The sequence below is a fragment of the Pseudomonas sp. PSKL.D1 genome (assembly GCF_028898945.1).
Taxonomy (GTDB): Bacteria; Pseudomonadota; Gammaproteobacteria; order Pseudomonadales; family Pseudomonadaceae; genus Aquipseudomonas.
On sequence record NZ_CP118607.1, the window covers coordinates 4,490,051 to 4,512,030 of the forward strand.

The following is a 21,980-nucleotide window of genomic DNA, read 5'->3' on the forward strand; positions in this document are numbered from 1 at the left end:
GCTTCTACCTGCTTACTCTTCGCTGGTGTGCACTTTGCGGTGCAGGATCGCCTGGAACTCGTCGGCGAAGGTGTAGTAACGGCCGATCAGCACTTCGCTGCGGGCCGCGAAGCGGTTGTAGGCAATTACCGCCGGGATGGCCGCGAACAGGCCAATGGCAGTAGCGATCAGCGCTTCGGCGATACCCGGGGCAACAGTAGCCAGGGTGGCTTGCTGGGCGCTGGCCAGGCCGCGGAAGGAGTTCATGATGCCCCACACGGTACCGAACAGGCCGATGTACGGGCTGGTGGAGCCGACGGTGGCCAGGAACGGCAGGCTCTGCTCGAGCTTTTCTTCTTCACGCGAGATGGCAACGCGCATGGCACGGCCCACGCCTTCCATGACCGCGTCCGGGTCCACACCCGGCTGCTGGCGCAGGCGCGAGAACTCTTTGAAACCGGCACGGAACACTTGCTCCACGCCCGAATCCGGGTCCGGGTTGCTGCCTGCCTGACGGTACAGCTTGGACAGGTCGATGCCCGACCAGAAGCGCTCCTCGAAGGCATCCAGCGCACGACGACCGGCACGCAGCATGGTGCTGCGCTGGAAAATCATGATCCATGAAGTGACCGAGGCAGCCACCAGGGTCAGCATCACCAGCTGTACCACTACGCTGGCATTGCTGACCAGACTCCACATGGAGGTATGGTCGACGACGTTAGCTTCCACGCTTATTCTCCTGCATTCGATTGAGTACCCGAGCCGTCCGCCGCAAAGGCGTGGCGCAGCTCCGGGGGTAAGGCTCGGGGTTTGAAAGTGTCGGCGCGCACGGCAGCCACCAGGAACTGCCCTTCGCAGAGCAGCGTTTCATCCTTTTCTCGCCACACCTGCTGCACGAAGCGCAGGCTGGCGCGATTGAGTTCAAGTACTTGCGCAGTGACCCGCAGTTCGTCGTCCAGACGTGCCGGCGCGTGATAGCGGGCTTCGCTGGAATGGACCACGAACAGCAGGTTTTCCCCGGCCAGCTGCTGCTGGGAAAACCCCAGGTGCCGCAGCCGCTCGGTACGCGCGCGCTCCATGAATTTCAGGTAATTGACGTAATACACCACGCCACCGGCATCGGTATCCTCGTAATAGACGCGACAACGGTGTGCGAACGGTTCCAGGCCATTTTGCGCGCGCATACTCTAGTGCTTACTCCTCAGCTTGCCAATCCGCTGCGGCAACTGTTTTTTCTTCATTAATGTCTTATTGCCAGCAACCTTTTGGCATGCCAGCGGTAGGACCACGAAAAGCCGGTTTTGATCTGTCATTCATCGCCTGCTTCGGAAAATTGCGCCGGGTCCGCCAGGCGGCCTGGAATATTCAGCCCGAAGTGCAGGTAGGCATGCCGGGTGACTACCCGGCCACGGGGCGTGCGCATGATGTAGCCCTGCTGGATCAGGTAAGGCTCAAGTACGTCTTCGATGGTGTGGCGCTCTTCACTGATCGCCGCCGCCAGGTTGTCGACACCCACCGGGCCGCCATCGAACTTCTCGATCATGGTCAGCAGCAGGCGGCGGTCGGAATGGTCAAAACCGCGCTCATCGACATCCAGCAGGTTCAGCGCCATATCGGCCACGGCCTTGGTGATCTGGCCCTTGCCGCGCACTTCGGCATAGTCGCGCACACGACGCAGCAGGCGGTTGGCGATACGCGGGGTACCGCGTGCGCGCCGGGCAATCTCGTAGGCCCCGGTATCTTCGATGGGCAAGCCCAGGATGTTGGCCGAGCGCGTGACGATGGTGGCCAGGTCCTTGTCGCTGTAGAACTCCAGGCGCTGGACGATGCCGAAGCGGTCGCGCAAAGGGTTGGTTAGCATGCCGGCACGGGTGGTGGCACCCACCAGGGTAAAGGGTGGCAGGTCGAGTTTGATCGAACGGGCAGCTGGGCCCTCGCCGATCATGATGTCGAGCTGGAAGTCTTCCATGGCCGGGTACAGCACTTCTTCGACGACCGGCGACAGCCGGTGGATTTCGTCGATGAACAGCACGTCATGGGGCTCGAGATTGGTCAGCATGGCCGCCAAATCTCCCGGGCGCTCCAGAATCGGGCCGGAGGTGCTTTTGACCGACACGCCCATTTCCTGGGCGATGATGTTGGCCAGCGTGGTCTTGCCAAGGCCCGGCGGGCCGAAAATCAGGGTGTGGTCGAGCGACTCGTTACGGCCACGGGCCGCCTGAATGAACAGCGCCATCTGCTCGCGCACCACCGGTTGGCCGATGTACTCGTCCAGGCGCAACGGCCGGATGGCGCGGTCCTGGACTTCTTCACGGTCGCGGCCATTGGCGGCGATCAGGCGGTCGGCTTCGATCACTTGGTAATCATCCCTTTAAGGCTGCGACGGATGAGTTCTTCGCTGCTCAGGCCGGCCTTGTCTTTGATGGCGGACACAGCCTTGCTGGCCTCCTGCGGCTTGTAACCCAGCGAAACCAGTGCGCTGACCGCATCGGCTTCGGCCGTTGAGTTGCTGGCGACTGGCAGGGGGCCATCGGACACCAGAGTGAACATTGCCGGGGAGGTTTCCCAGGCCTTGAAACGGTCCTTGAGCTCGACCAGCAGGCGTTCGGCCGTTTTTTTACCGACGCCCGGCACCCGCACCAGGGCCGAGGTATCCTGCGCCTGCACGCAACGCACCAACTCGTCCACTTCCAGCCCGGACATCAGCGCCAGCGCCAACTTGGGGCCTACGCCGTTGAGGCGGATCAGCTCGCGAAACAGCTCGCGCTCGCGCTTTTCGGCAAAGCCGTACAGCAGGTGTGCATCTTCACGCACCACCAAATGGGTGTGCACCGTCACCGGCTCGCCGACCTTTGGCAGGCGATACAGGGTGGTCATGGGCACTTCCAGCTCATAACCAACGCCGTTGACATCGATAATCAGGTGCGGCGGCTGTTTTTCCGCCAGGGTGCCGCGCAAACGTCCAATCACGTTCCGATCCTTCCTCTCGGGGGCCGATCAAAGACCGGTCAACCCTATCAGCAAATGCAGCGGGTGAACGCTTCACCCGGAAAAAATGTGTATCACCGCATGAAGCCGCTACAGACGCAAGCGCCCGCCGCGCCGCCGCGCCGTGGCCAGCCCGTGGGGCACCAGGCTTGAGCGGGTATGGGCATGGCACAAGGCAATGGCCAGGGCGTCGGAGGCGTCAATCTGTGGTTTCTGGGTGAGTTTGAGCAGGTGCATGACCATCATCATCACCTGCTCTTTGTTGGCCCCCCCGGTGCCGGCAACCGCCTGCTTGACCTGGGTGGCGCTGTATTCGGCGATTTCCAGGCCGGCTTCAGCGGCGGCAACGATGGCTGCACCGCGGGCCTGGCCCAGTTTGAGCGCGGAATCGGCGTTGCGGGCCATGAATACGCGCTCGATGCCCATGGTCACCGGGCCGTGCTGGGCGATGATTTCACTGACGCCCCGAAAAACGATCTGCAGGCGCTCGTGCAGCTCGCCGCTGCCGGTACGGATGCAGCCTGACGCCACGTACTCGCATCCGCGGGCAGTCTGGCGAACCACGCCATAGCCGGTGATGCGCGAACCGGGGTCGATACCAAGAATCAGGGTCATAGCGCCTTTCTGGAAAATTAATGCATCTTTGCAAACTGTACCGGCCCTTTCGCGGCTAAAGCCGCTCCCACAGGGACTGCACCGTGTTCGAAACAGGCGCGGTACCTGTAGGAGCGGCTTTAGCCGCGAAAGGGCCAAGTACCGGCACCAAATACACTTAGCCGAGCTTTTCCATGATCTCGTCGGAAATCTGCGCATTGGAATAGACGTTCTGCACGTCATCCAGGTCTTCAAGCATGTCGATCAGCTTGAGCACCTTTTCGGCGCCCTCCTGATCCAGCTCGGCACTGGTGGTCGGCTGCATGACGATTTCCGCATCGGCAGCCTTGAAGCCGGCCTCTTCCAGCGCATTACGCACGGCATAGAAGCTGTTGAACGACGTGAACACCTCGAACGAGCCATCATCGTTGGCCACCACGTCGTCGGCGTCGGCCTCCATCGCGGCTTCCATCAAAGCATCTTCATCGACACCCGGCGCAAAGCTGATTTGCCCCTTGCGTTCGAACAGGTAAGCCACCGAGCCATCAGTACCGAGGTTGCCACCACACTTGGTGAAAGCATGGCGCACGGCGGCGGCGGTACGGTTGCGGTTGTCGGTCATGGCCTCGACCATGATCGCCACGCCACCCGGGCCGTAACCTTCGTAGCTGAGTTCTTCGACGTTGTCGCTTTCGTTGGTGCCGGCACCACGGGCCACGGCGCGGTCGATGATGTCGCGGCTCATGTTGGCGCCCAGGGCCTTGTCCAGCGCCAGACGCAGGCGCGGGTTGGAAGCCGGGTCACCACCACCTTGCTTGGCCGCGACGGTCAGTTCGCGGATCCACTTGGTGAAGATTTTGCCTCTCTTGGCATCCTGGCGCTCTTTGCGGTGCTTGATGTTCGCCCACTTGGAATGACCAGCCATAACGACTCCAAATCTTTTGAAACACAAACAATTACGCCCCCAAAGGGGCGTAACGACGAAAATGCTGCGCCGAAACGCAAAGGCGCATCCATGTGGATGCGCCCGGGTCCGCTTACTCGACCTTGGTCTGTTCGCGCAGACGAATGTGCAGCTCACGCAGGGCTTTGGCGTCGACCAGGCCCGGGGCCTGAGTCATCACGCACGCGGCGCTCTGGGTTTTCGGGAAGGCGATCACTTCACGAATCGACTGGGCGCCGGTCATCAGCATGACCAGGCGGTCCAGGCCGAAGGCCAGGCCACCGTGAGGCGGTGCACCGAACTTCAGGGCGTCGAGCAGGAAGCCGAACTTCTCTTCCTGTTCCGCCGCTTCGATACCCAGCAGGCGGAACACGGCCTGTTGCATCTCTTTGCGGTGGATACGGATCGAACCACCACCCAGTTCAGTACCGTTCAATACCATGTCATAGGCACGGGACAGCGCGGTGGCCGGGTTGGCCTCGAGCTCTTCCGGGGTGCACTTCGGCGCGGTGAACGGGTGGTGCAGCGCGGTGAAGCTGCCGTCTTCGTTTTCTTCGAACATCGGGAAGTCGACGACCCACATCGGCGCCCACTCGCAGGTGAGCAGCTCAAAGTCGTGGCCCAGGCGGATACGCAGCGCGCCGAGGGCTTCGCTGACCACCTTGAACTTGTCGGCACCGAAGAACACGATGTCGCCATCAACTGCACCAACACGGTCCAGGATGTTGTTGAGGTTGGCCTCAGGGATGTTCTTGACGATCGGCGACTGCAGGCCTTCGACGCCCTTGGCGCGCTCGTTGACCTTGATGTACGCCAGGCCCTTGGCACCGTAGATGCCGACGAACTTGGTGTACTCGTCGATCTTGCTGCGCGGCATGCTGGCACCGCCCGGCAGGCGCAGGGCAGTCACACGGCACTTCGGATCGTTGGCCGGGCCGGCGAAGACTTTGAAGTCAACGTCTTTCAATTGGTCGGCAACGTCGACCAGCTCCAGCGGAATACGCAGGTCTGGCTTGTCGGAACCGTAGCGGCGCATGGCTTCTTCGAAGGTCATGTGCGGGAATTCGCCAAATTCCAGGTCCAGTACTTCCTTGAACAGCTTGCGGATCATGCTTTCGGTCAGGCCCATGATCTCGGATTCATCGAGGAAGCTGGTCTCGATGTCGATCTGGGTGAATTCCGGCTGGCGATCAGCACGCAGGTCTTCGTCACGGAAGCACTTGGCGATTTGATAGTAGCGGTCGAAGCCGGCCACCATCAGCAGCTGCTTGAACAGCTGAGGCGATTGCGGCAGGGCAAAGAAGCTCCCGGCGTGGGTACGGCTCGGCACCAGGTAGTCACGCGCGCCTTCCGGGGTGGCACGGGTGAGGATCGGCGTTTCCACGTCGAGGAAGCCGTTTTCGTCCAGGAAGCGACGGATGCTGCTGGTGATGCGCGAACGCAGGCGCAGCTTGTCGGCCATTTCCGGGCGACGCAGGTCGATGAAGCGGTAGCGCAGGCGGGTTTCTTCGCCGACGTCGGAGTACTCGTTCAGCGGGAACGGCGGGGTTTCCGCTTCGTTGAGCACGTTCAGCTGATAGCCGAGGATCTCGATGGCGCCGGAGGCCATGTTGGCGTTCACCGCGCCGTCAGGGCGCTTGCGTACCTTGCCGGTGATCTGCACGACGTATTCGCTGCGCACGCGGTCGGCGGCGGCGAAGGTTTCGGCGCGATCAGGGTCGAACACGACCTGGGCCATGCCTTCGCGGTCACGGATGTCGAGGAAGATCACCCCGCCGTGGTCGCGGCGACGATGGACCCAGCCGCAAAGGGTGACTTCCTGGCCGTCCAGGCTCTCGTTCAGTTGGCCGCAATAATGGCTGCGCATCATGATGGTGGTTTCGCTTCTCGTGATTCGTGTATTCGGAGGAGGCCTTGCCCCAGAGGGTTAATACTGCAAGACCCAGCTACTGCAATTCAACTCAGTCGGCCTTGTCGCCGCCTGCCAGGTTCTTTTTTGCCCCGGTCTTGAAGTCGGTTTCGTACCAGCCATTACCGCTCAGGCGGAAGCCGGGAACCGACAACAGCTTTTTCAACGCTGGCGCTTCACACGCCGGGCAATCGGTCAGCGGCGCGGCGCTGATCTTTTGCAGCACCTCCATGCGATGATCGCAGGAAGCACATTGGTAGTCATAAAGGGGCATGGACGTCTCTCGTCAACCACAACGCTGGCTGCCAGGGCAGCAAAAAGCGGGATTATATATGGTTAACAAGCACTGCGCAGCCCGCTCGGCGATCAGCGTGCACTCGGCGGGTCCTGCAGCCAAGCCACACAGATCACCCGGATCAGCCCGCTGAAATTACGCACCCCGCCCTGGCGCAGGTGCACTTCACGGTCAACGTAGGACAGTACGGCACTGACCGAGCATTGATTGGCCTCGGCAATGCGTTCAAGAATGCCCCAATACACCGCTTCCAGGCGCAAACAGGTGGAAAACCCGTTGAGCCGTACCGAACGCGACACCGGCTGGGTTTGCAACATATCGAAATCCGCCTTGAACGGGTCGATGCACTGCTTGCCGGGCCACGCCCCCACACGCTTGCTCACTTGCATCATGCGCCCCACATCCTCGCACTGGTATGGGGCCAAATAAAGCGCGAGCAACGGTAGTCAAAGCAGCAGCAAACCCTTCCTGCACAGCCCCGATAGCCCGGCCATCCTGCATTCGGCCGGGCGTTTGGCTGGGCAATGCCACGCAGTCACTTGCCGTCGAGCAGCACCCTCAGCATCCAGGCAGTTTTCTCGTGCACCTGCATGCGCTGGGTGAGCAGGTCGGCTGTGGGCTCATCGCTCACTTTGTCCACCACCGGGAAGATGCTGCGTGCGGTACGCACCACTGCCTCCTGCCCCTGCACCAGCTGGCGGATCATCTCATCCGCTGCCGGTACGCCCTCTTCCTCCTTGATCGACGAATGCCGGGCATAAAAGGCATACGAGCCGGGCGCGGGGAAGCCCAGCGCACGAATACGCTCGGCAATCGAGTCGACCGCCAGCGCAAGCTCGTTGTATTGCTCTTCGAACATCAAGTGCAGGGTGCGGAACGAAGGACCGGTGACGTTCCAGTGAAAGTTATGGGTTTTCAGATACAGCACGTAGGTATCCGACAACAGGCGGGAAAGCCCTTCGACGATGGATTTGCGATCTTCTTCACTGATACCGATATCAATTGCCATGAAGTTCCCCTTTCCATTTGGCTTGTGGACTCAAGCGGGCCCAAAACACTGTAACAACACTTTGCACAGCCTGCCCATGACACAAAGCAAAACGCCTGCGGTTTGAGATGCCCTCGCCTTTACTGTTAAATAGGCACCGTGCCACCCGTGCGGACTGTCATTGCCGGGTGCATAGGCTGGCCACCCCGTGTTCGCGCTTTACACCTCATGCGCACCGGGCTGCCAGCTCTTTCCTGTGATCGGCCTTATCAACTGTGAGCCAACCCCATGTTCAAGATCGTCCATCTGGTGACGGGCGTTGCGGCTTTGCTGCTATCGCTCATGCCCAGCCTGAAAACCGACGCTACACCCTTCCTGCAACAACCCGATGCGGTTTACCTGGCGCTGCTGGGCCTGCTCAACCTGCTGCTGGCCCCGGTTGTGCCCATGTACTACCGCGGCGCGCGCCAACAGCTGCAATACCTGGCCTGCGCCTTGCTGGTGGTGGCCGTGGTGCTGCAAACCCTGACCCTGCTGGCCCGCCCGGAAATGGGCAACCTGGCCGCACTGGTGTGCGCCCTGCTGGCCGTCGTCCTGCACCTGGCCGTGGGCTTTGCCCGAATGGGCAGAAAGCCTCGCGCCAGCCAAGGTGCCCCCACGGAAGCCGGCAAGCGTGATACCGGCACGGTGAAGTGGTTCAACACATCCAAGGGCTTTGGCTTCATTTCCCGCGATTCGGGTGACGATATCTTCGTCCACTTCCGCGCCATTCGCGGCGAAGGCCACCGCATTCTGGTCGAAGGCCAGCGCGTGGAGTTTTCGGTGATGCACCGGGACAAGGGCCTGCAGGCCGAAGACGTGGTTGCGGTCAACCGCCGCTGACCGCGTACTGCCCTGAGCACAGCCAGGGCAGCTTCACTTCAGTAGTGCGGTGGCGGGGCCTCTTCGCCCTGGCCGCCGTACTGGCCGACCATATCCTCATAACGCTTGATCAGCTCGGCCACCTGCAACTGCAGGCGCTCGATGACCCGCCCCTGCTCCACCACCACGTCATTCAAGGCCTGGATCGTGTCGTCCTGAAATGCCTGACGGGTTTCAAGCTCGATGATGCGTGATTCCGGTGACATGTCACGCCTCCTGGAAATCGTCAGAGAGCACTGCACGCAGGCGCTGACGAATGGCGTCGACCTGCCCCGGCGCGTATTCCACTGCAGGCACCTTGCCCCATACCGGCGCTGGCCAGGCGGCGTCGGTCTTGTGCCGCACGATGACATGCATGTGCATCTGGCTGACCACGTTGCCCAAGGTAGCCACGTTCATCTTGTCGGCGTTGAACGCTTTTTTCAGTACGTCGGCCAGATGGGTGGTTTCTTTCCACAACTGCGCCTGGTCTTCCTGGTTCAAATCGAACAGCTCGCTCACCCCCTCACGCTTGGGCACAAGGATGAACCATGGGTAGTTGGCGTCTTTGCTCAACAGCAAACGGCACAGTGAAAACTCCCCCAGCACCAGGGAATCCTGCTGCAAACGCAAATCCATCTCAAACACAACAAACCTCCAGCAATGCAATCGACCCGCAAATCGCGGTAAAACAGCCGCAAGGATAACCCGCTGCACGCTTTGAGTTCATAAAACCTCGCACCTTGCACAACGGCGGTAACACAGCGCTACTTTTCGCACCAAAATGATGCTTCGCGTGAGTACGCCACTACCCATCTACCCACTTAAACGACTCAGGTTGAACTGTTGCCGGTAACACATTGACTTTTAAGGCAGGTTTCAACAAATTCCCAGCCCCGCGCGATGGCACACCATCAGACAGCTCTCACCCCGTGTTTTCGGCGCTTTTCCGGTGCCGGAAGCTGCAAATGTGAAAATTTCATAAAGCGTGGTTAATTTTGAGCACACTTGTTGCATTCTCAATACACCAAGTCGGCACGACACCTGCATAGCTCGGTGTACGCGACAAATAACAACAGCGGAATTGGATTCACCAGGGAGTTTCTTCAACCGGAATCGATAGTTACGGATTCTTGACGGTGACAGGAACAGCGCTGGGGTTGTACGGCCCTAATTCAAGGGGCGTGATTTGCGACATGGAGATACCTGAAAGCGACATGGCCGTAAAGTTCCCGAAAGGTTGCTTATACCCATATCGCCAACAACAGTCAGCGTGCTATACATTCCGCCGACATAACAAGAAAGAGCTGCCCCATATAACTAAAAGACTTGGGCGCAGCAGTACTCTTCCTAAAAACCAAAGGAGCAAATCACGATGCGCGTGATGAAGTGGAGCATGATCGCCCTGGCCGTTTCGGCAGGTTCCTCGCAACTGGCCTTGGCCTCTGCACAGTCCGAGTCCAAGGGTTTCATCGAAGACAGCCAGCTGAATGTAAAAACTCGCATGCTGTACTTCAGCCGTGACTTCCGCAACAACGCCCCTGGCACCCAAAGCCGCGTTGAAGAAACCGGCCTCGGCTTCCTGGGCACCTTCGAATCGGGCTTCACCCAAGGTACCGTAGGTTTCGGCGTTGACGCCATCGGCATGCTCGGTCTGAAACTGGACAGCGGCAAGGGCCGCGCCGGTACCGGCCTGTTCCCTGAAGCCTCCGACGGCCGCTCGCAAGACGACTACTCCGAAGGCGGCGGCGCGGTCAAACTGCGCATCTCCAACACCGTGCTCAAGTTTGGTAACCAGTTCACCGCACTGCCGGTATTTGCTACCGATGACAGCCGACTGCTGCCGGAAGTTGCCGAAGGCGGCCTGATCACCAGCAACGAAATCGAAGGCCTGACCCTGCACGCGGGTCACTTCACCGGCATGAACGCCCAGGCTCAAACCTACCGTGACAGCCTGCACCTGACCGAAGCCAACATTGTCGGCGGTACTTACGCCGTTACCGACAACCTCAGCACCAGCCTCTACTACTCCAAAGTAGAAGACTACTGGCGCAAATACTACGGCAACATCAACTGGGCGCTGCCGATTTCCGACAAGCAAGGCCTGGTGTTCGACTTCAACATCTATGACACCAAAGGTGAAGGCCGCGAGTTCTACACCGCCTATGATGGCGACTCGCTGGACAACACCGCATTCAGCCTGTCGGCCGCCTGGAACATTGGCGCGCACACCTTCACCATCGTGCACCAGCGCGTACACGGTGACGGCGACTACGGTTACGGCGTAGACGGTGGCGGCACCGTCTTCCTGGGCAACTCGGTGGCCCGTTCCGACTTCAACGCCGAGGACGAAAAATCCTGGCAAGCCCGCTACGACCTGAACTTCGCTGAGTTCGGCGTACCTGGCCTGACCTTCATGACCCGTTACGTACGTGGTACCGACGCCAACGTCGCCGGCACCAGCAACGGTAAAGAGTGGGAACGCGACATCGACATCAAGTACGTGCTGCAAGAAGGCCCTGCCAAGGACCTGAGCTTCCGCGTGCGTCAAGCCACCTACCGTTCCTCCGATGGCGTTTACTACGGTTCCCCATCGCTGGACGAACTGCGCCTGATCGTCGAGTACCCGCTGAGCATCCTGTAAGCCTGGCTTATAGTGCCCCGCACCTGAAAAAGCCCGGCCTGATCGCCGGGCTTTTTCTTGGCTGACAATTGCCCCGCCCTGCGGCATTCTGTACGCCTTCGTTTCGCCCCCGTACAATGCGGGGTCATTTCAATGTCTTAGGCAATCGACACGGCTAACCATGCGCACCAGTCAATATTTGCTCGCCACCCAGAAAGAAACCCCTGCCGACGCAGTGGTCATCAGCCATCAGCTCATGCTGCGTGCCGGCATGATCCGCAAACTGGCCTCCGGCCTGTACACCTGGCTGCCGATGGGCCTGCGGGTAATGCGCAAGGTCGAAGCCGTGGTGCGCGAGGAAATGAACGCCGCCGGCGCCCTGGAAGTGCTGATGCCCAGCATCCAGCCCGCCGAACTGTGGCAGGAATCCGGCCGCTGGGAGCAGTACGGCCCTGAGCTGCTGCGCCTGAAGGACCGCCACCAGCGCGACTTCTGCGTGGGCCCGACCCACGAAGAAGTCATCACCGACCTGGCCCGTAACGAGCTGTCCAGCTATAAACAGCTGCCGCTCAACATGTACCAGATCCAGACCAAATTCCGTGATGAGATCCGCCCACGCTTCGGCCTGATGCGCGGCCGCGAGTTCATCATGAAGGACGCCTATTCCTTCCATGCCGACCAGGCTTCCCTGCAGGAAACCTACGACCGCATGCACCAGGCGTACAGCAATGTGTTCACCCGCCTGGGCCTGGACTTCCGCCCTGTGCAGGCCGACACCGGCTCCATCGGCGGCAGCTACTCGCACGAATTCCACGTGCTGGCCGAGTCCGGTGAAGACGACGTGATCTTCAGCGACAGCTCCGATTACGCCGCCAACATCGAAAAAGCCGAAGCCATCCCACGCGAAACGGTGCGCCCGGCGCCAACCGAAGAGCTGCGCCTGGTCGACACGCCAGAAGCAAAAACCATTGCGCAACTGGTAGAGAACCACGGCCTGGCGATCGAAAAGACCGTCAAGACCCTGATCGTGCGCGGCGCCGAAGAAGGCAAGCTGATCGCGCTGGTGGTGCGCGGCGACCACGAACTCAACGAAATCAAGGCAACCAAGCTTGAGCAGGTCGCCGACCCGCTGGTCATGGCCACCGACGCCGAACTGCGTGATGCCATCGGCGCCGGCGCCGGCTCTCTCGGCCCGATGAACCTGCCACTGGAATGCATCATCGACCGTTCGGTCGCCCTGATGAGCGACTTCGGCATCGGCGCCAACATCGACGACAAACACTACTTCGGCGTGAACTGGGAGCGTGACCTGCCAGTTCCGCAGGTTGCCGACATCCGTAACGTTGTGGAAGGCGACCCGAGCCCGGACGGCCAGGGCACCCTGGTGATCAAACGCGGCATCGAAGTGGGCCATATCTTCCAGCTGGGCACCAAGTACAGCGAAGCGCTGAAGTGCCAGGTACTGGGCGAGAACGGCAAACCGGTCGTGCTGTCCATGGGCTGCTATGGCATCGGCGTATCCCGCGTGGTTGCCGCCGCCATCGAGCAGAGCTATGACGACAAAGGCATCATCTGGAACGACGCCCTGGCACCGTTCCAGATCGCCCTGGTCCCGCTGCGCTACGAAACCGAAGTAGTGCGCGAAGCCACTGACAAGCTGTACGCCGAGCTGACCGCTGCCGGCTACGAAGTGCTGCTGGACGACCGTGACAAGAAGACCAGCCCAGGCATCAAGTTTGCCGACATGGAGCTGATCGGCATCCCGCACCGCATCGTCGTCAGCGACCGCGGCCTGGCCGACGGCAACCTGGAGTACAAGCACCGCACCGAGCAAGACGCCCAAGCGTTGCCGCTTAATGAAGTGCTGACCTTCCTGCAGGCCCGCGTTCGCCGCTGATAACCAAAGCACGAGTGATCATGTCCAAGCGAAGTACCTTTACCCTGGGGGGCGCCGCACTGTGCGGCGCCCTGTTCCTCAGCGGCTGCGCCAACCAGATGTCCCAGCGCAGCGAGCATGAGGAGCGCGTCGAGCGCAAACTGCTCGAGCACACCCTGCAGATCGATGTCGGCGAGCCGAAGGTGATGGAGCTTCCGCAGCGGCGCGTGCGCATTCATGAACAGAAACGCTTCGAAGTTACCGAGTTCGAAGTGACCCGACGCTACGACCGCTACACGCCATACCAGCCCTGGCGGGAGGTTTACGAAATCCCGCTGGGCGCGGTGGCGGTGGTGGCCGGGGTTGGCGCCAATGTGGTCAACGTGTTCGCGCTGGGCAACCTGCCGGACAGCGTCACCCACGACTGGCTCAGCTATGGCGTGGCGGGGCTTAACCCGTTCATGAACGTGCAGTCCAATGGTCGCGCCCAGCAGAACCTGGCCGGGATCAGCGAAGTGCAGAAGGACAAACGCGAGGAATACACCAGCCTGCCGTGGAGCGAGCGCCTGGTCGAGGTGAAAGCTGGCAAACTGACCCACGAGCTGACGACCGACCGCAATGGCATCCTGCGCCTTAACCTGCTGGACAGCCCGTTCTCCGAGCAGCACCTGAACCACGTCGGCACCCTGCACTTGCAAGTGGTCGACGAGGACAACGCCGTGCGTGGCGACGCCAGCCTGCTGGTCAGCGCTACGCTGCGCAACAAGCTGCAGGAGGCCCACGAGCTGATTTTCGATGACCTCGAAGGTGGCGATGTGGGGCAATGGGTACACCGGGTCAAGCGCCTGTCGGAGCTGGGCCTGGAAGAGGAAGCCAGCGAGATGGAGCAGAGCCTGATCGAGCTGACCCGCAATGATCCGGAGCTGCAGCAGGAATTTTTGCAGGCACTGACCAAGGCCACTGGCCGGTTGGTGGCTGATCCTGGCGTGCAGTAACAGAAAGGGGCCGTAGCAGTACGGCCCCTTCTTTTATAGAGGCGGGAACAGCTCCAGCTGTTCATGGCCACCACGCAAATCCCGCAGCCTTACTCCCACCCCCAGCAAACGCACGGGTTTGCCACCCCGCGCGAAAGCCTGCTTCAGCAACTGCCGGTAACTTTCCAGGTCCCTGCCCGCCCCCGCCTGCTCCATCGTGGTCTGGCTGAAGTCGTGGAACTTCACCTTTACGAAGGGCTTGTCGGGCCGGTAGCTGCTGTCCATTCGAGCGATCCGCTCATTCAGGCTGTCGAGCAGTTCGGGCAGCCGTGCCAGGCAGCTGGCCAGGTCCGGCAGGTCGGTGTCGTAGGTGTTTTCGACGCTGACCGATTGCCGACGGCTGTCGTTGTGCACCGCCCGCTCGTCAATCCCCCGCGCCAACCCCCACAAACGTTCACCAAAACTACCGAATTCACGCACCAGGGCCAGGCGTGACCAGTCTCGCATGTCCTGGCAGGTGTCGATGCCCAGCCGCGCCAGCTTGTCTGCCGTCACTTTGCCTACGCCGTGCAGCCTGGCAACCGGTAACGCTGCCACAAACGGCTCTACTTCATCGGGGGTGATGACGAACAGCCCGTTGGGCTTGCGCCAGTCGCTGGCGATCTTGGCCAGGAACTTGTTAGGCGCCACACCCGCCGACACCGTGATGTGCAGGGTGCGGGCCACGCGGCGGCGGATGTCTTCGGCAATACGTGTGGCGCTGCCGGCGAACCACTGGCTGTCAGTCACGTCCAGATACGCCTCATCCAGCGACAGTGGCTCGATCAACTCGGTGTAGTCGCGGAAAATCGTGTGAATCTCGCGGGAGGCTTCGCGGTAGGCGTCGAAACGCGGCTTGACGATCAACAGGTCGGGGCACAACTTGAGTGCATGGCGGGACGACATGGCGGAGCGCACGCCGTAGGCACGCGCTTCATAATTACAGGTGGCAATCACGCCGCGATGATCGGGCGAGCCGCCGACCGCCATTGGCCGCCCTGCCAGGCGCGGGTCGTCACGCATCTCGATCGCAGCGTAAAAGCAATCGCAGTCGATGTGGATGATCTTGCGCAGGGACATGGATGACCGTCAGCACTGTAAATTCATACAGATATTACCGTATGCCCTCCTGCCTGCACACGCCCGGCAGCGGTAATTGGCCTGAAAGCCGCGCCGTGCCTGAGCCGCGACGTCCCAGCGAACGCTAAGGGTTTGAACAAAAAAGGTTTTTCCAAATAAAAACTTGACACTCGGAAGCAAATCCGTAGAATTCGATCTCACAGGCGCGGGATGGAGCAGCCTGGTAGCTCGTCGGGCTCATAACCCGAAGGTCGTCGGTTCAAATCCGGCTCCCGCAACCAGATTCGAGAAAAGGCCACTGTTAACGCAGTGGCCTTTTTCTTTGGCCTCAAGAAAACCTGCCCTGCTGATATTTCGCACGTATCCGCAGTTAGCGCTTGACCAACAGGTTAGAAACTGTAGAATGCGCCCCTCTGACGCGGGATGGAGCAGCCTGGTAGCTCGTCGGGCTCATAACCCGAAGGTCGTCGGTTCAAATCCGGCTCCCGCAACCATATTCGTCAGAACAAACCCCGCCTGTGTAACAGCAGCGCGGGGTTTGTTGTTTTCGTCCCTTAAAAACTATTCACGCAGCTGCCATCCCCCACAGTTGAGATGCCCTGTTCAGGATGAACTATCTTTAACCGTGCCGGACGACTGAAAGTCATGTTGGCCGGAGTAATATCTGGATACGTTTTTCTAAGGGACTTTCACTTGGCCGTACCTTCCCCCCGCCTCGCGCTGTGCGCACGAGGCCAGTCATGACCTCCCACAACCCAGAACCCCAGGCGCCGCTCGCCTCGGCCCTGCCAGCTGCCGCGCAACGTTTGCCCTGGCTTGAGCGCCTGAGCCGTTATCGCCAGCCGATCGGCCTTGGCGTGACGTTGCTGCTGTTCGCCATGGCGCTGATTGCCTGCCGGCACCTGCTAAGCGAACTGGACATCTACGCGCTGCACGATGCCATCCTCAGCGTGCCGACGCAGTCGCTGCTGGGCGCGTTGCTGGCCACAGCCGCAGGCTTTGTGATCCTGCTGGGCTATGAATGGTCAGCCAGCCGTTACGCCGGGGTAAAACTACCGGCACGTACCTTGGTGATGGGAGGCTTCAGCGCATTCGCCATTGGTAACGCGATTGGCCTTTCCATGCTTTCTGGCGGCTCGGTGCGCTATCGCCTGTACGCGCGCCAAGGCCTGGGGGCTGCAGAAGTGGCACGCATGACGGTATTTGCCAGCCTGTCCCTTGGCTGCGCACTGCCGCCGCTTGCTGCGCTGGCCACCCTGAGCAACCTGCCAGCAGCGTCCACCGCCCTGCGCCTGCCACCTGGCATGTTGGCTGGTATTGCCCTTGCCGTGCTCGCCCTCACCGCCGTGCTGGTGATTGGCTTGTACCGCCGCCGCCAGGCAGAACAGCCCATTGCCGACAACGTGCTTGTGCAGGTAGGGCGACGCACCTTGCGCCTGCCCGGCGCGCGCCTGGCCGCCCTGCAACTGCTGATTACCGCACTGGACGTGGCAGCCGCCGCCACCGTGCTCTACTTGCTGCTGCCAGAGGCCCCGCCCTTTGGTGCGTTCGTACTGGTTTACCTGCTGGCCCTGGCAGCCGGCGTACTCAGCCACGTACCGGGTGGCGTGGGTGTTTTCGAAGCGATCCTGCTGGCAGCCTTCGCCGACCAACTGGGCGCCGCCCCGCTGGCCGCTGCCCTGCTGTTGTACCGGCTGATCTACGTGGTGCTGCCGTTGCTGCTGGCGTGCGTGCTGCTGCTGGCCACCGAAGCCCGTCGCTTGCTGTTTGCGCAACAAGCCATCAAGGCTGCTTCCGGGCTGGCGGCGCCAATTCTGGCCATTCTGGTGTTCCTCTCGGGTGTGGTGCTGCTGTTTTCCGGCGCTACCCCGGAAATCGACACCCGCCTGGAGCACATGGGCTTTCTGGTGCCGCACCGCCTGATTGATGCCTCGCACTTCGGCGCCAGCCTGATCGGTGTATTGTGCCTGCTGCTGGCCCAAGGCTTGCGCCGCCGGTTGTCCGCTGCCTGGTTGCTGACCACGGTACTGCTACTGGTGGGCGCCCTGCTGTCACTGCTCAAAGGCTTCGACTGGGAAGAGGCGTGCCTGCTCACGGCCACTGCTGCGTTGCTGGCACTGTTCCGCCGTTCGTTCTACCGCCCAAGCCGCTTGCTGGAACTGCCCTTCTCCCCCGTGTACCTGGTCGCCAGTGCCTGTGTGGTCGGCGCCTCGGTATGGCTGTTGCTGTTTGCTTACCAGGACGTGCCGTACACCCACAAACTCTGGTGGCAATTCACCCTCGACGCCGACGCACCTCGCGGCTTGCGGGCCGCCATGGGTAGCGCCGTGCTGCTGGTAATTGTTGCCTTGACGTGGCTGCTGCGCACGGCCCGCCCGGTCATCCACCTGCCCGATGAAGAGGAGCTGCAACGTGCCAATGCCATCCTGCTGGCGTCCGACCAGCCCGATGGCGGCCTGGCCCTGACCGGTGACAAGGCGCTGCTGTTCCACCCCAATGGCAACGCTTTCCTCATGTACGCCCGTCGCGGCCGCAGCCTGGTGGCGCTGTACGACCCGATCGGCCCGGCCCAGGAACGCGCCGAAATGATCTGGCAGTTCCGCGACCTGTGCGATCTGCATCACGCTCGCCCGGTGTTCTACCAGGTGCGCGCCGAGAACCTGCCCTTCTACATGGACATCGGCCTGACCGCCCTGAAGCTCGGCGAAGAAGCACGCGTCGACCTGCGCCGCTTCGACCTCGAAGCCAAGGGCAAGGAGATGAAAGACCTGCGCTACACCTGGAACCGTGGTGGCCGCGATGGCCTGAGCCTGGAAATTCACGAACCCGGCCAGGCACCGTTGGCCGAACTCAAGGAAATTTCCGACGCCTGGCTCGGCGGCAAGAACGTGCGTGAAAAAGGCTTCTCGCTGGGGCGCTTCAGCCCCGAGTACCTGCAGCACTTCCGCATTGCGCTGATCCGCTTCCAGGGCCGGCCGGTAGCCTTTGCCAACTTGCTGGAAACCCACAGCAACGAGCTGGCCAGCCTTGACCTGATGCGCGCCCACCCCGAGGCGCCGAAACTGACCATGGAATTCATGATGGTCGGCCTGATCATGCACTACAAAGGCCATGACTACGGCCGCTTCAGCCTGGGCATGGTCCCACTTTCCGGCCTGCAGCCGCGGCGCGGCGCACCGTTGACCCAACGCCTGGGTTCGATGGTGTTCCGCCGCGGCGAGCAGCTTTACAACTTCCAGGGCCTGCGGCGCTTCAAAGACAAGTTCCAGCCGGACTGGGAACCCCGTTACATGGCCGTACCCGCCGGGCTGGACCCGCTGGTTGCACTGGCTGATACCGCCGCCCTGATCGCTGGCGGCCTGACTGGATTGGTGAAACGCTGATGATCCGACGCTATTGGCTGTACGTATTGTTACCCCTGCTGCTGGCCGCGCTGGCCGGCGCCCTGGCCTTCTGGCTGTGGGCCCGCCCGGCACCAGAGGCTCGCGTAGAGCAACTCACCCTCAATGACCTCAACATCACCCGGGTCACGCCCGGCGTGCATGCCAAAGCCCGGGTCGCCATCGGCGTGCCGCAGGACCAGGCGCTGACCGACAAGCAGCTGCTGGACCTGAGCCAGGCAGGTGAAGCCCAGCTGGTACAGGTCATCCTGCCGCCAACCGATTGCACCAAACAGCAGCAGGCGATGGACCAGGCGCTGACCCAACTGTCGGAAAAGCCCACTCTGGTTGCCGGCATCGGCCCCGGCGCGGCCCAAGCCTGGCGCTGGCTGGCCAGCCAGAACGATGACAAGGCCCGGGCCATTTCCGTGGACTTCAGCCTCGAGCAGCCCGGCTGCTCCGCCGCCCTGCCAAAGTCCGCCGCCCACGGCCACTGGAACGTGGCCTGGAACGACAACCCGGACGACGCCAGCGCCGCCTTCGTGCGTGACCAGGCCAACGCCGAAACCAGCATCAGCGACTATGACATTCACCTGCCGCAAGTGCTCAAGGCACAATTGACCCAGGCCCTGGTTGGCCGGGACGGCAACGCACTGGCCATCCCGGTGGTTGAAGTGCCAGCTGGCCAGTCCACCGACACCGTTACCCTGTTCCTCTCTGGCGATGGCGGCTGGCGCGACCTGGACCGCGACGTGGCCGGCGAAATGGCCAAGCTCGGTTTCCCGGTGGTGGGCATCGATACCCTGCGCTACTACTGGCAGCACAAAACGCCGGAGCAAAGTGCCGCAGACTTGTCGGAACTGATGCAGCACTACCGTCAGAAATGGGGCACCAAGCGCTTTGTGTTGACCGGCTACTCGTTCGGCGCCGACGTACTGCCAGCGATCTACAACCGCCTGCCCGCCGAAGACCAGCAACGCATCGATGCCGTGATGCTGCTGGCCTTCGCCCGCAGTGGCAGCTTCGAGATCGAGGTGGAGGGCTGGCTGGGCAAGGAAGGCCAGGAAGCCCCCACCGGGCCGGAAATGGCCAAGCTGCCGGCTTCCAAAGTGGTGTGCATTTATGGGGTGGAAGAAACCGACGAGAGCGGTTGTACCGACAAGACTGCGGTGGGTGAACGCCTGAAACTACCGGGTGGCCACCACTTTGATGAGAACTACCCGGCGCTGGCCAAGCGGTTGATTGGCGAGATCGAAACGCGTCAGGGCAAGGCCAGCGTGGCGGAGCAGAACTGACGATGTATAAGGATGCGCATTACCTGTAGGAGCGGATTCACCGAGACGTCGGACCGCCGCGATGCAGACGATGCCGTAGATGGCACCGGCTTCGCCGGTGTTCGCGGCTAAAGCCGCTCCTACAGGGTACGCGCCCGCATCAGATCTCAACCTGCGTCCCCAACTCGATCACCCGGTTCAACGGCAAATTGAAGAACCTCAAGTTGCCGTTGGCATTCTTCAGCAAGAACGCGAACAAATTCCCCCGCCACCGCGACATCCCCTCAAGCCGCGAGGCAATCACCGTCTCGCGGCTGAGGAAGTAAGTGGTGCGCATCGGGCTGAAGTCCAGCTCGTCCAGGTGGCACAACTTCAGCGCCGCCGGCACGTCCGGCTCGTCCATGAAGCCAAAGTGCAACAGCACCCGGAAGAAGCCATCCCCATAAGCCTCCACCTCGAAGCACTCCTGCTCGGGCACCCGCGGCCTGTCCTCGCTCACCACCGTCAGCAGCACCACCTGGCTGTGCAGCACCTGGTTATGCAACATGTTGTGCAGCAGCGCATGGGGTACCGCGTCCGGCCTTGCCGTCAGGAACACCGCCGTGCCTTCAACCCGGTGCGGGGGCTGCACGCGGATGCTGCTGATGAAGACCGGCAACGGCAAACCGCCTTCATCGATGCGCTCGACCAGAATCTGCTTGCCCCGCTTCCAGGTACTCATCAGCAAGAACAACACCCCACCCGCCAGCACCGGGAAGGCCCCACCCTGTACAATTTTTGGTACGTTGGCGGCAAAGAACAGCCCGTCCACGAACAGAAAGCCCACCAGAATCGGCACTGCCAGCACCGGTGGCCACTTCCACAGCAGCAGCATCACCGCCGACACCAGGATGGTGGTCATCAGCATGGTGCCTGTCACGGCAACACCATAAGCGGCCGCCAGCGCGCCAGAGGACTCGAAACCGATCACCAGCAGCACCACGCCGACCATCAGCGTCCAGTTCACGGCACCTATGTAAATTTGCCCCTGCTCATCGCTGGAGGTGTGCTGGATCTGCATGCGCGGTATGTATCCAAGCTGGATCGCCTGGCGCGTGAGGGAGAACGCCCCCGAAATCACTGCCTGAGAGGCAATCACCGTGGCCATGGTCGCCAAGCCGACCAACGGCAAGAGCGCCCAGCCTGGCGCCAGCAAGTAGAACGGGTTGCGCGCGGCGTCAGGGTTTTGCAGCAGAATCGCGCCCTGACCAAAATAATTGAGCACCAGCGCCGGCAGCACCAAAGCGAACCAGGCCCGGGCGATCGGCTTGCGGCCAAAGTGGCCCATGTCGGCATAAAGCGCCTCGGCGCCGGTAAGCGCCAGCACCACGGCGCCCAGAATGGCCACGCCCATGCCCGGGTGCACGATGAAAAAGTTCACCGCCCAACCCGGGTTGAACGCCTTGAGCACTTCGGGGCTCTGGGCAATGCCATGCACGCCCAACGCGCCCAGCACCACGAACCAGGTGACCATGATCGGGCCGAACAGCTTGCCGATCTTGTCGGTGCCATGTTTTTGCACCACGAACAGCGCCACCAGCACCACCAGCGATATCGGCACAACCCAGTGGTCGATGCCATCAAAGGCCAGGCCCATGCCTTCTACCGCCGACAGCACCGACACCGCCGGCGTGATCATGCTGTCGCCATAGAACAGCGAGGCCCCGATCAACCCGCAAATAACCATCAGGGTGCGCAGCCGCGGATAGGCCGCCGTGGCCCGCCGCGCCAACGCGGTGAGTGCCATGGTGCCGCCTTCACCCTGGTTGTCGGCACGCAGGATGAACATCACATACTTGAACGACACCACCCACAGCAAGGACCAGAGGATCAGCGACAAGATGCCCAGTACGCCATCATGGTTGACCGGCACCCCATAGCCCCCACTGAACACTTCCTTGAGGGTATAAAGCGGGCTGGTGCCAATGTCGCCATACACCACCCCGACCGCTGCCACCAGCAGGCCCAGCGACCGCGCCGCCCCCTGCCCGCCTTCGGCCTGACTGCTTGCCTGCACCATCGACCACTCCTGCAGAAGGCCCTGTAGACCGGTAAAATTCACCCTTGTGCCCAGGCGCCAGCAAAACCCCGGCACAACG

The 21,980-nt window shown here is 61.6% G+C and carries 20 protein-coding genes and 2 tRNA genes; 8 read left to right on the forward strand and 14 right to left on the reverse strand.

Features of this window, described 5'->3' with window-relative positions; all coding sequences use genetic code 11:
• Positions 1-12: 12 nt before the first annotated feature.
• The 10 genes from tolQ to PVV54_RS20045 all read right to left on the reverse strand — a co-directional run bounded on the left by tolQ (position 13) and on the right by PVV54_RS20045 (position 7,717).
• Positions 13-708 carry a protein TolQ gene (gene tolQ, locus PVV54_RS20000; protein WP_010952367.1) on the reverse strand — a complete coding sequence of 232 codons (696 nt, stop codon included), beginning with the start codon at positions 706-708 and terminating at the stop codon, positions 13-15.
• Between the two features lie 2 nt (positions 709-710).
• Complete coding sequence (gene ybgC / locus PVV54_RS20005; RefSeq protein WP_274906901.1) at positions 711-1,163, reverse strand: tol-pal system-associated acyl-CoA thioesterase; 453 nt, start codon at positions 1,161-1,163, stop codon at positions 711-713.
• 125 nt (positions 1,164-1,288) lie between these two features.
• On the reverse strand, positions 1,289-2,335 hold the full coding sequence (ruvB, locus tag PVV54_RS20010) for a Holliday junction branch migration DNA helicase RuvB (protein WP_274906902.1): 1,047 nt from the start codon (positions 2,333-2,335) through the stop codon (positions 1,289-1,291).
• Positions 2,332-2,949, reverse strand: a complete 618-nt coding sequence (gene ruvA / locus PVV54_RS20015) for a Holliday junction branch migration protein RuvA (protein WP_274906903.1) — start codon at positions 2,947-2,949, stop codon at positions 2,332-2,334. The genes ruvB and ruvA overlap by 4 nt, the downstream gene beginning before the upstream one ends.
• A 108-nt stretch (positions 2,950-3,057) precedes the next feature.
• The gene (ruvC, locus tag PVV54_RS20020) at positions 3,058-3,582 is read right to left on the reverse strand and encodes a crossover junction endodeoxyribonuclease RuvC (protein ID WP_012273769.1); all 525 of its coding nucleotides are present in this window, start codon (positions 3,580-3,582) and stop codon (positions 3,058-3,060) included.
• A gap of 157 nt (positions 3,583-3,739) precedes the next feature.
• The gene (locus PVV54_RS20025) at positions 3,740-4,486 is read right to left on the reverse strand and encodes a YebC/PmpR family DNA-binding transcriptional regulator (RefSeq protein WP_274906904.1); all 747 of its coding nucleotides are present in this window, start codon (positions 4,484-4,486) and stop codon (positions 3,740-3,742) included.
• A gap of 112 nt (positions 4,487-4,598) precedes the next feature.
• Entirely contained in the window at positions 4,599-6,374 is a 1,776-nt protein-coding gene (gene aspS, locus PVV54_RS20030) for an aspartate--tRNA ligase (protein WP_274906905.1), read from the reverse strand.
• A 91-nt stretch (positions 6,375-6,465) separates the two neighbouring features.
• Positions 6,466-6,687, reverse strand: a complete 222-nt coding sequence (locus PVV54_RS20035) for an FmdB family zinc ribbon protein (RefSeq protein ID WP_016392253.1) — start codon at positions 6,685-6,687, stop codon at positions 6,466-6,468.
• A 92-nt stretch (positions 6,688-6,779) separates the two neighbouring features.
• Entirely contained in the window at positions 6,780-7,100 is a 321-nt protein-coding gene (locus PVV54_RS20040) for a ribbon-helix-helix domain-containing protein (RefSeq protein ID WP_274906906.1), read from the reverse strand.
• A 143-nt stretch (positions 7,101-7,243) separates the two neighbouring features.
• Positions 7,244-7,717 (reverse strand): Dps family protein, encoded by a 474-nt coding sequence (locus PVV54_RS20045; RefSeq protein ID WP_023381917.1) that lies wholly within the window; start codon positions 7,715-7,717, stop codon positions 7,244-7,246.
• 267 nt (positions 7,718-7,984) lie between these two features.
• Between PVV54_RS20045 and PVV54_RS20050 the strand changes: the two genes are divergently transcribed.
• Positions 7,985-8,578, forward strand: a complete 594-nt coding sequence (locus tag PVV54_RS20050; protein WP_274906907.1) for a cold-shock protein — start codon at positions 7,985-7,987, stop codon at positions 8,576-8,578.
• Positions 8,579-8,616: 38 nt separating this feature from the next.
• Here the strand turns inward: PVV54_RS20050 and PVV54_RS20055 are convergent, their stop codons facing one another.
• Together PVV54_RS20055 and PVV54_RS20060 are read right to left on the reverse strand one after the other, a co-directional pair.
• Entirely contained in the window at positions 8,617-8,823 is a 207-nt protein-coding gene (locus PVV54_RS20055) for a SlyX family protein (protein ID WP_274906908.1), read from the reverse strand.
• A 1-nt stretch (position 8,824) separates the two neighbouring features.
• The gene (locus tag PVV54_RS20060; protein WP_274906909.1) at positions 8,825-9,244 is read right to left on the reverse strand and encodes an HIT family protein; all 420 of its coding nucleotides are present in this window, start codon (positions 9,242-9,244) and stop codon (positions 8,825-8,827) included.
• A 727-nt stretch (positions 9,245-9,971) separates the two neighbouring features.
• Here PVV54_RS20060 and PVV54_RS20065 point away from each other — a divergent pair.
• From PVV54_RS20065 to PVV54_RS20075, 3 genes are all read left to right on the forward strand, one after another.
• The gene (locus PVV54_RS20065; RefSeq protein ID WP_274906910.1) at positions 9,972-11,240 is read left to right on the forward strand and encodes an OprD family porin; all 1,269 of its coding nucleotides are present in this window, start codon (positions 9,972-9,974) and stop codon (positions 11,238-11,240) included.
• Between the two features lie 160 nt (positions 11,241-11,400).
• Positions 11,401-13,116: a proline--tRNA ligase gene (locus PVV54_RS20070; protein ID WP_274906911.1), complete on the forward strand. Its 1,716-nt coding sequence runs from the start codon at positions 11,401-11,403 to the stop codon at positions 13,114-13,116.
• A 20-nt stretch (positions 13,117-13,136) separates the two neighbouring features.
• Positions 13,137-14,090 carry a hypothetical protein gene (locus PVV54_RS20075; RefSeq protein WP_274906912.1) on the forward strand — a complete coding sequence of 318 codons (954 nt, stop codon included), beginning with the start codon at positions 13,137-13,139 and terminating at the stop codon, positions 14,088-14,090.
• Between the two features lie 33 nt (positions 14,091-14,123).
• Here PVV54_RS20075 and dinB read toward each other — a convergent pair whose 3' ends face one another.
• Complete coding sequence (gene dinB, locus PVV54_RS20080; RefSeq protein ID WP_274910472.1) at positions 14,124-15,182, reverse strand: DNA polymerase IV; 1,059 nt, start codon at positions 15,180-15,182, stop codon at positions 14,124-14,126.
• 210 nt (positions 15,183-15,392) lie between these two features.
• Here dinB and PVV54_RS20085 point away from each other — a divergent pair.
• From PVV54_RS20085 to PVV54_RS20100, 4 genes are all read left to right on the forward strand, one after another.
• Positions 15,393-15,469: transfer RNA gene (locus PVV54_RS20085), tRNA-Met, on the forward strand.
• 136 nt (positions 15,470-15,605) lie between these two features.
• Positions 15,606-15,682 (forward strand) — tRNA-Met (locus PVV54_RS20090).
• A 246-nt stretch (positions 15,683-15,928) separates the two neighbouring features.
• Positions 15,929-18,571, forward strand: a complete 2,643-nt coding sequence (gene mprF, locus PVV54_RS20095) for a bifunctional lysylphosphatidylglycerol flippase/synthetase MprF (RefSeq protein WP_274906913.1) — start codon at positions 15,929-15,931, stop codon at positions 18,569-18,571.
• The gene (locus PVV54_RS20100; protein ID WP_274906914.1) at positions 18,571-19,863 is read left to right on the forward strand and encodes a virulence factor family protein; all 1,293 of its coding nucleotides are present in this window, start codon (positions 18,571-18,573) and stop codon (positions 19,861-19,863) included. The genes mprF and PVV54_RS20100 overlap by 1 nt, the downstream gene beginning before the upstream one ends.
• A 139-nt stretch (positions 19,864-20,002) precedes the next feature.
• Here PVV54_RS20100 and PVV54_RS20105 read toward each other — a convergent pair whose 3' ends face one another.
• A complete protein-coding gene (locus PVV54_RS20105; RefSeq protein WP_274906915.1) occupies positions 20,003-21,901 on the reverse strand; it encodes a potassium transporter Kup in 1,899 nt (632 codons plus the stop codon).
• Between the last annotated feature and the right edge of the window lie 79 nt (positions 21,902-21,980).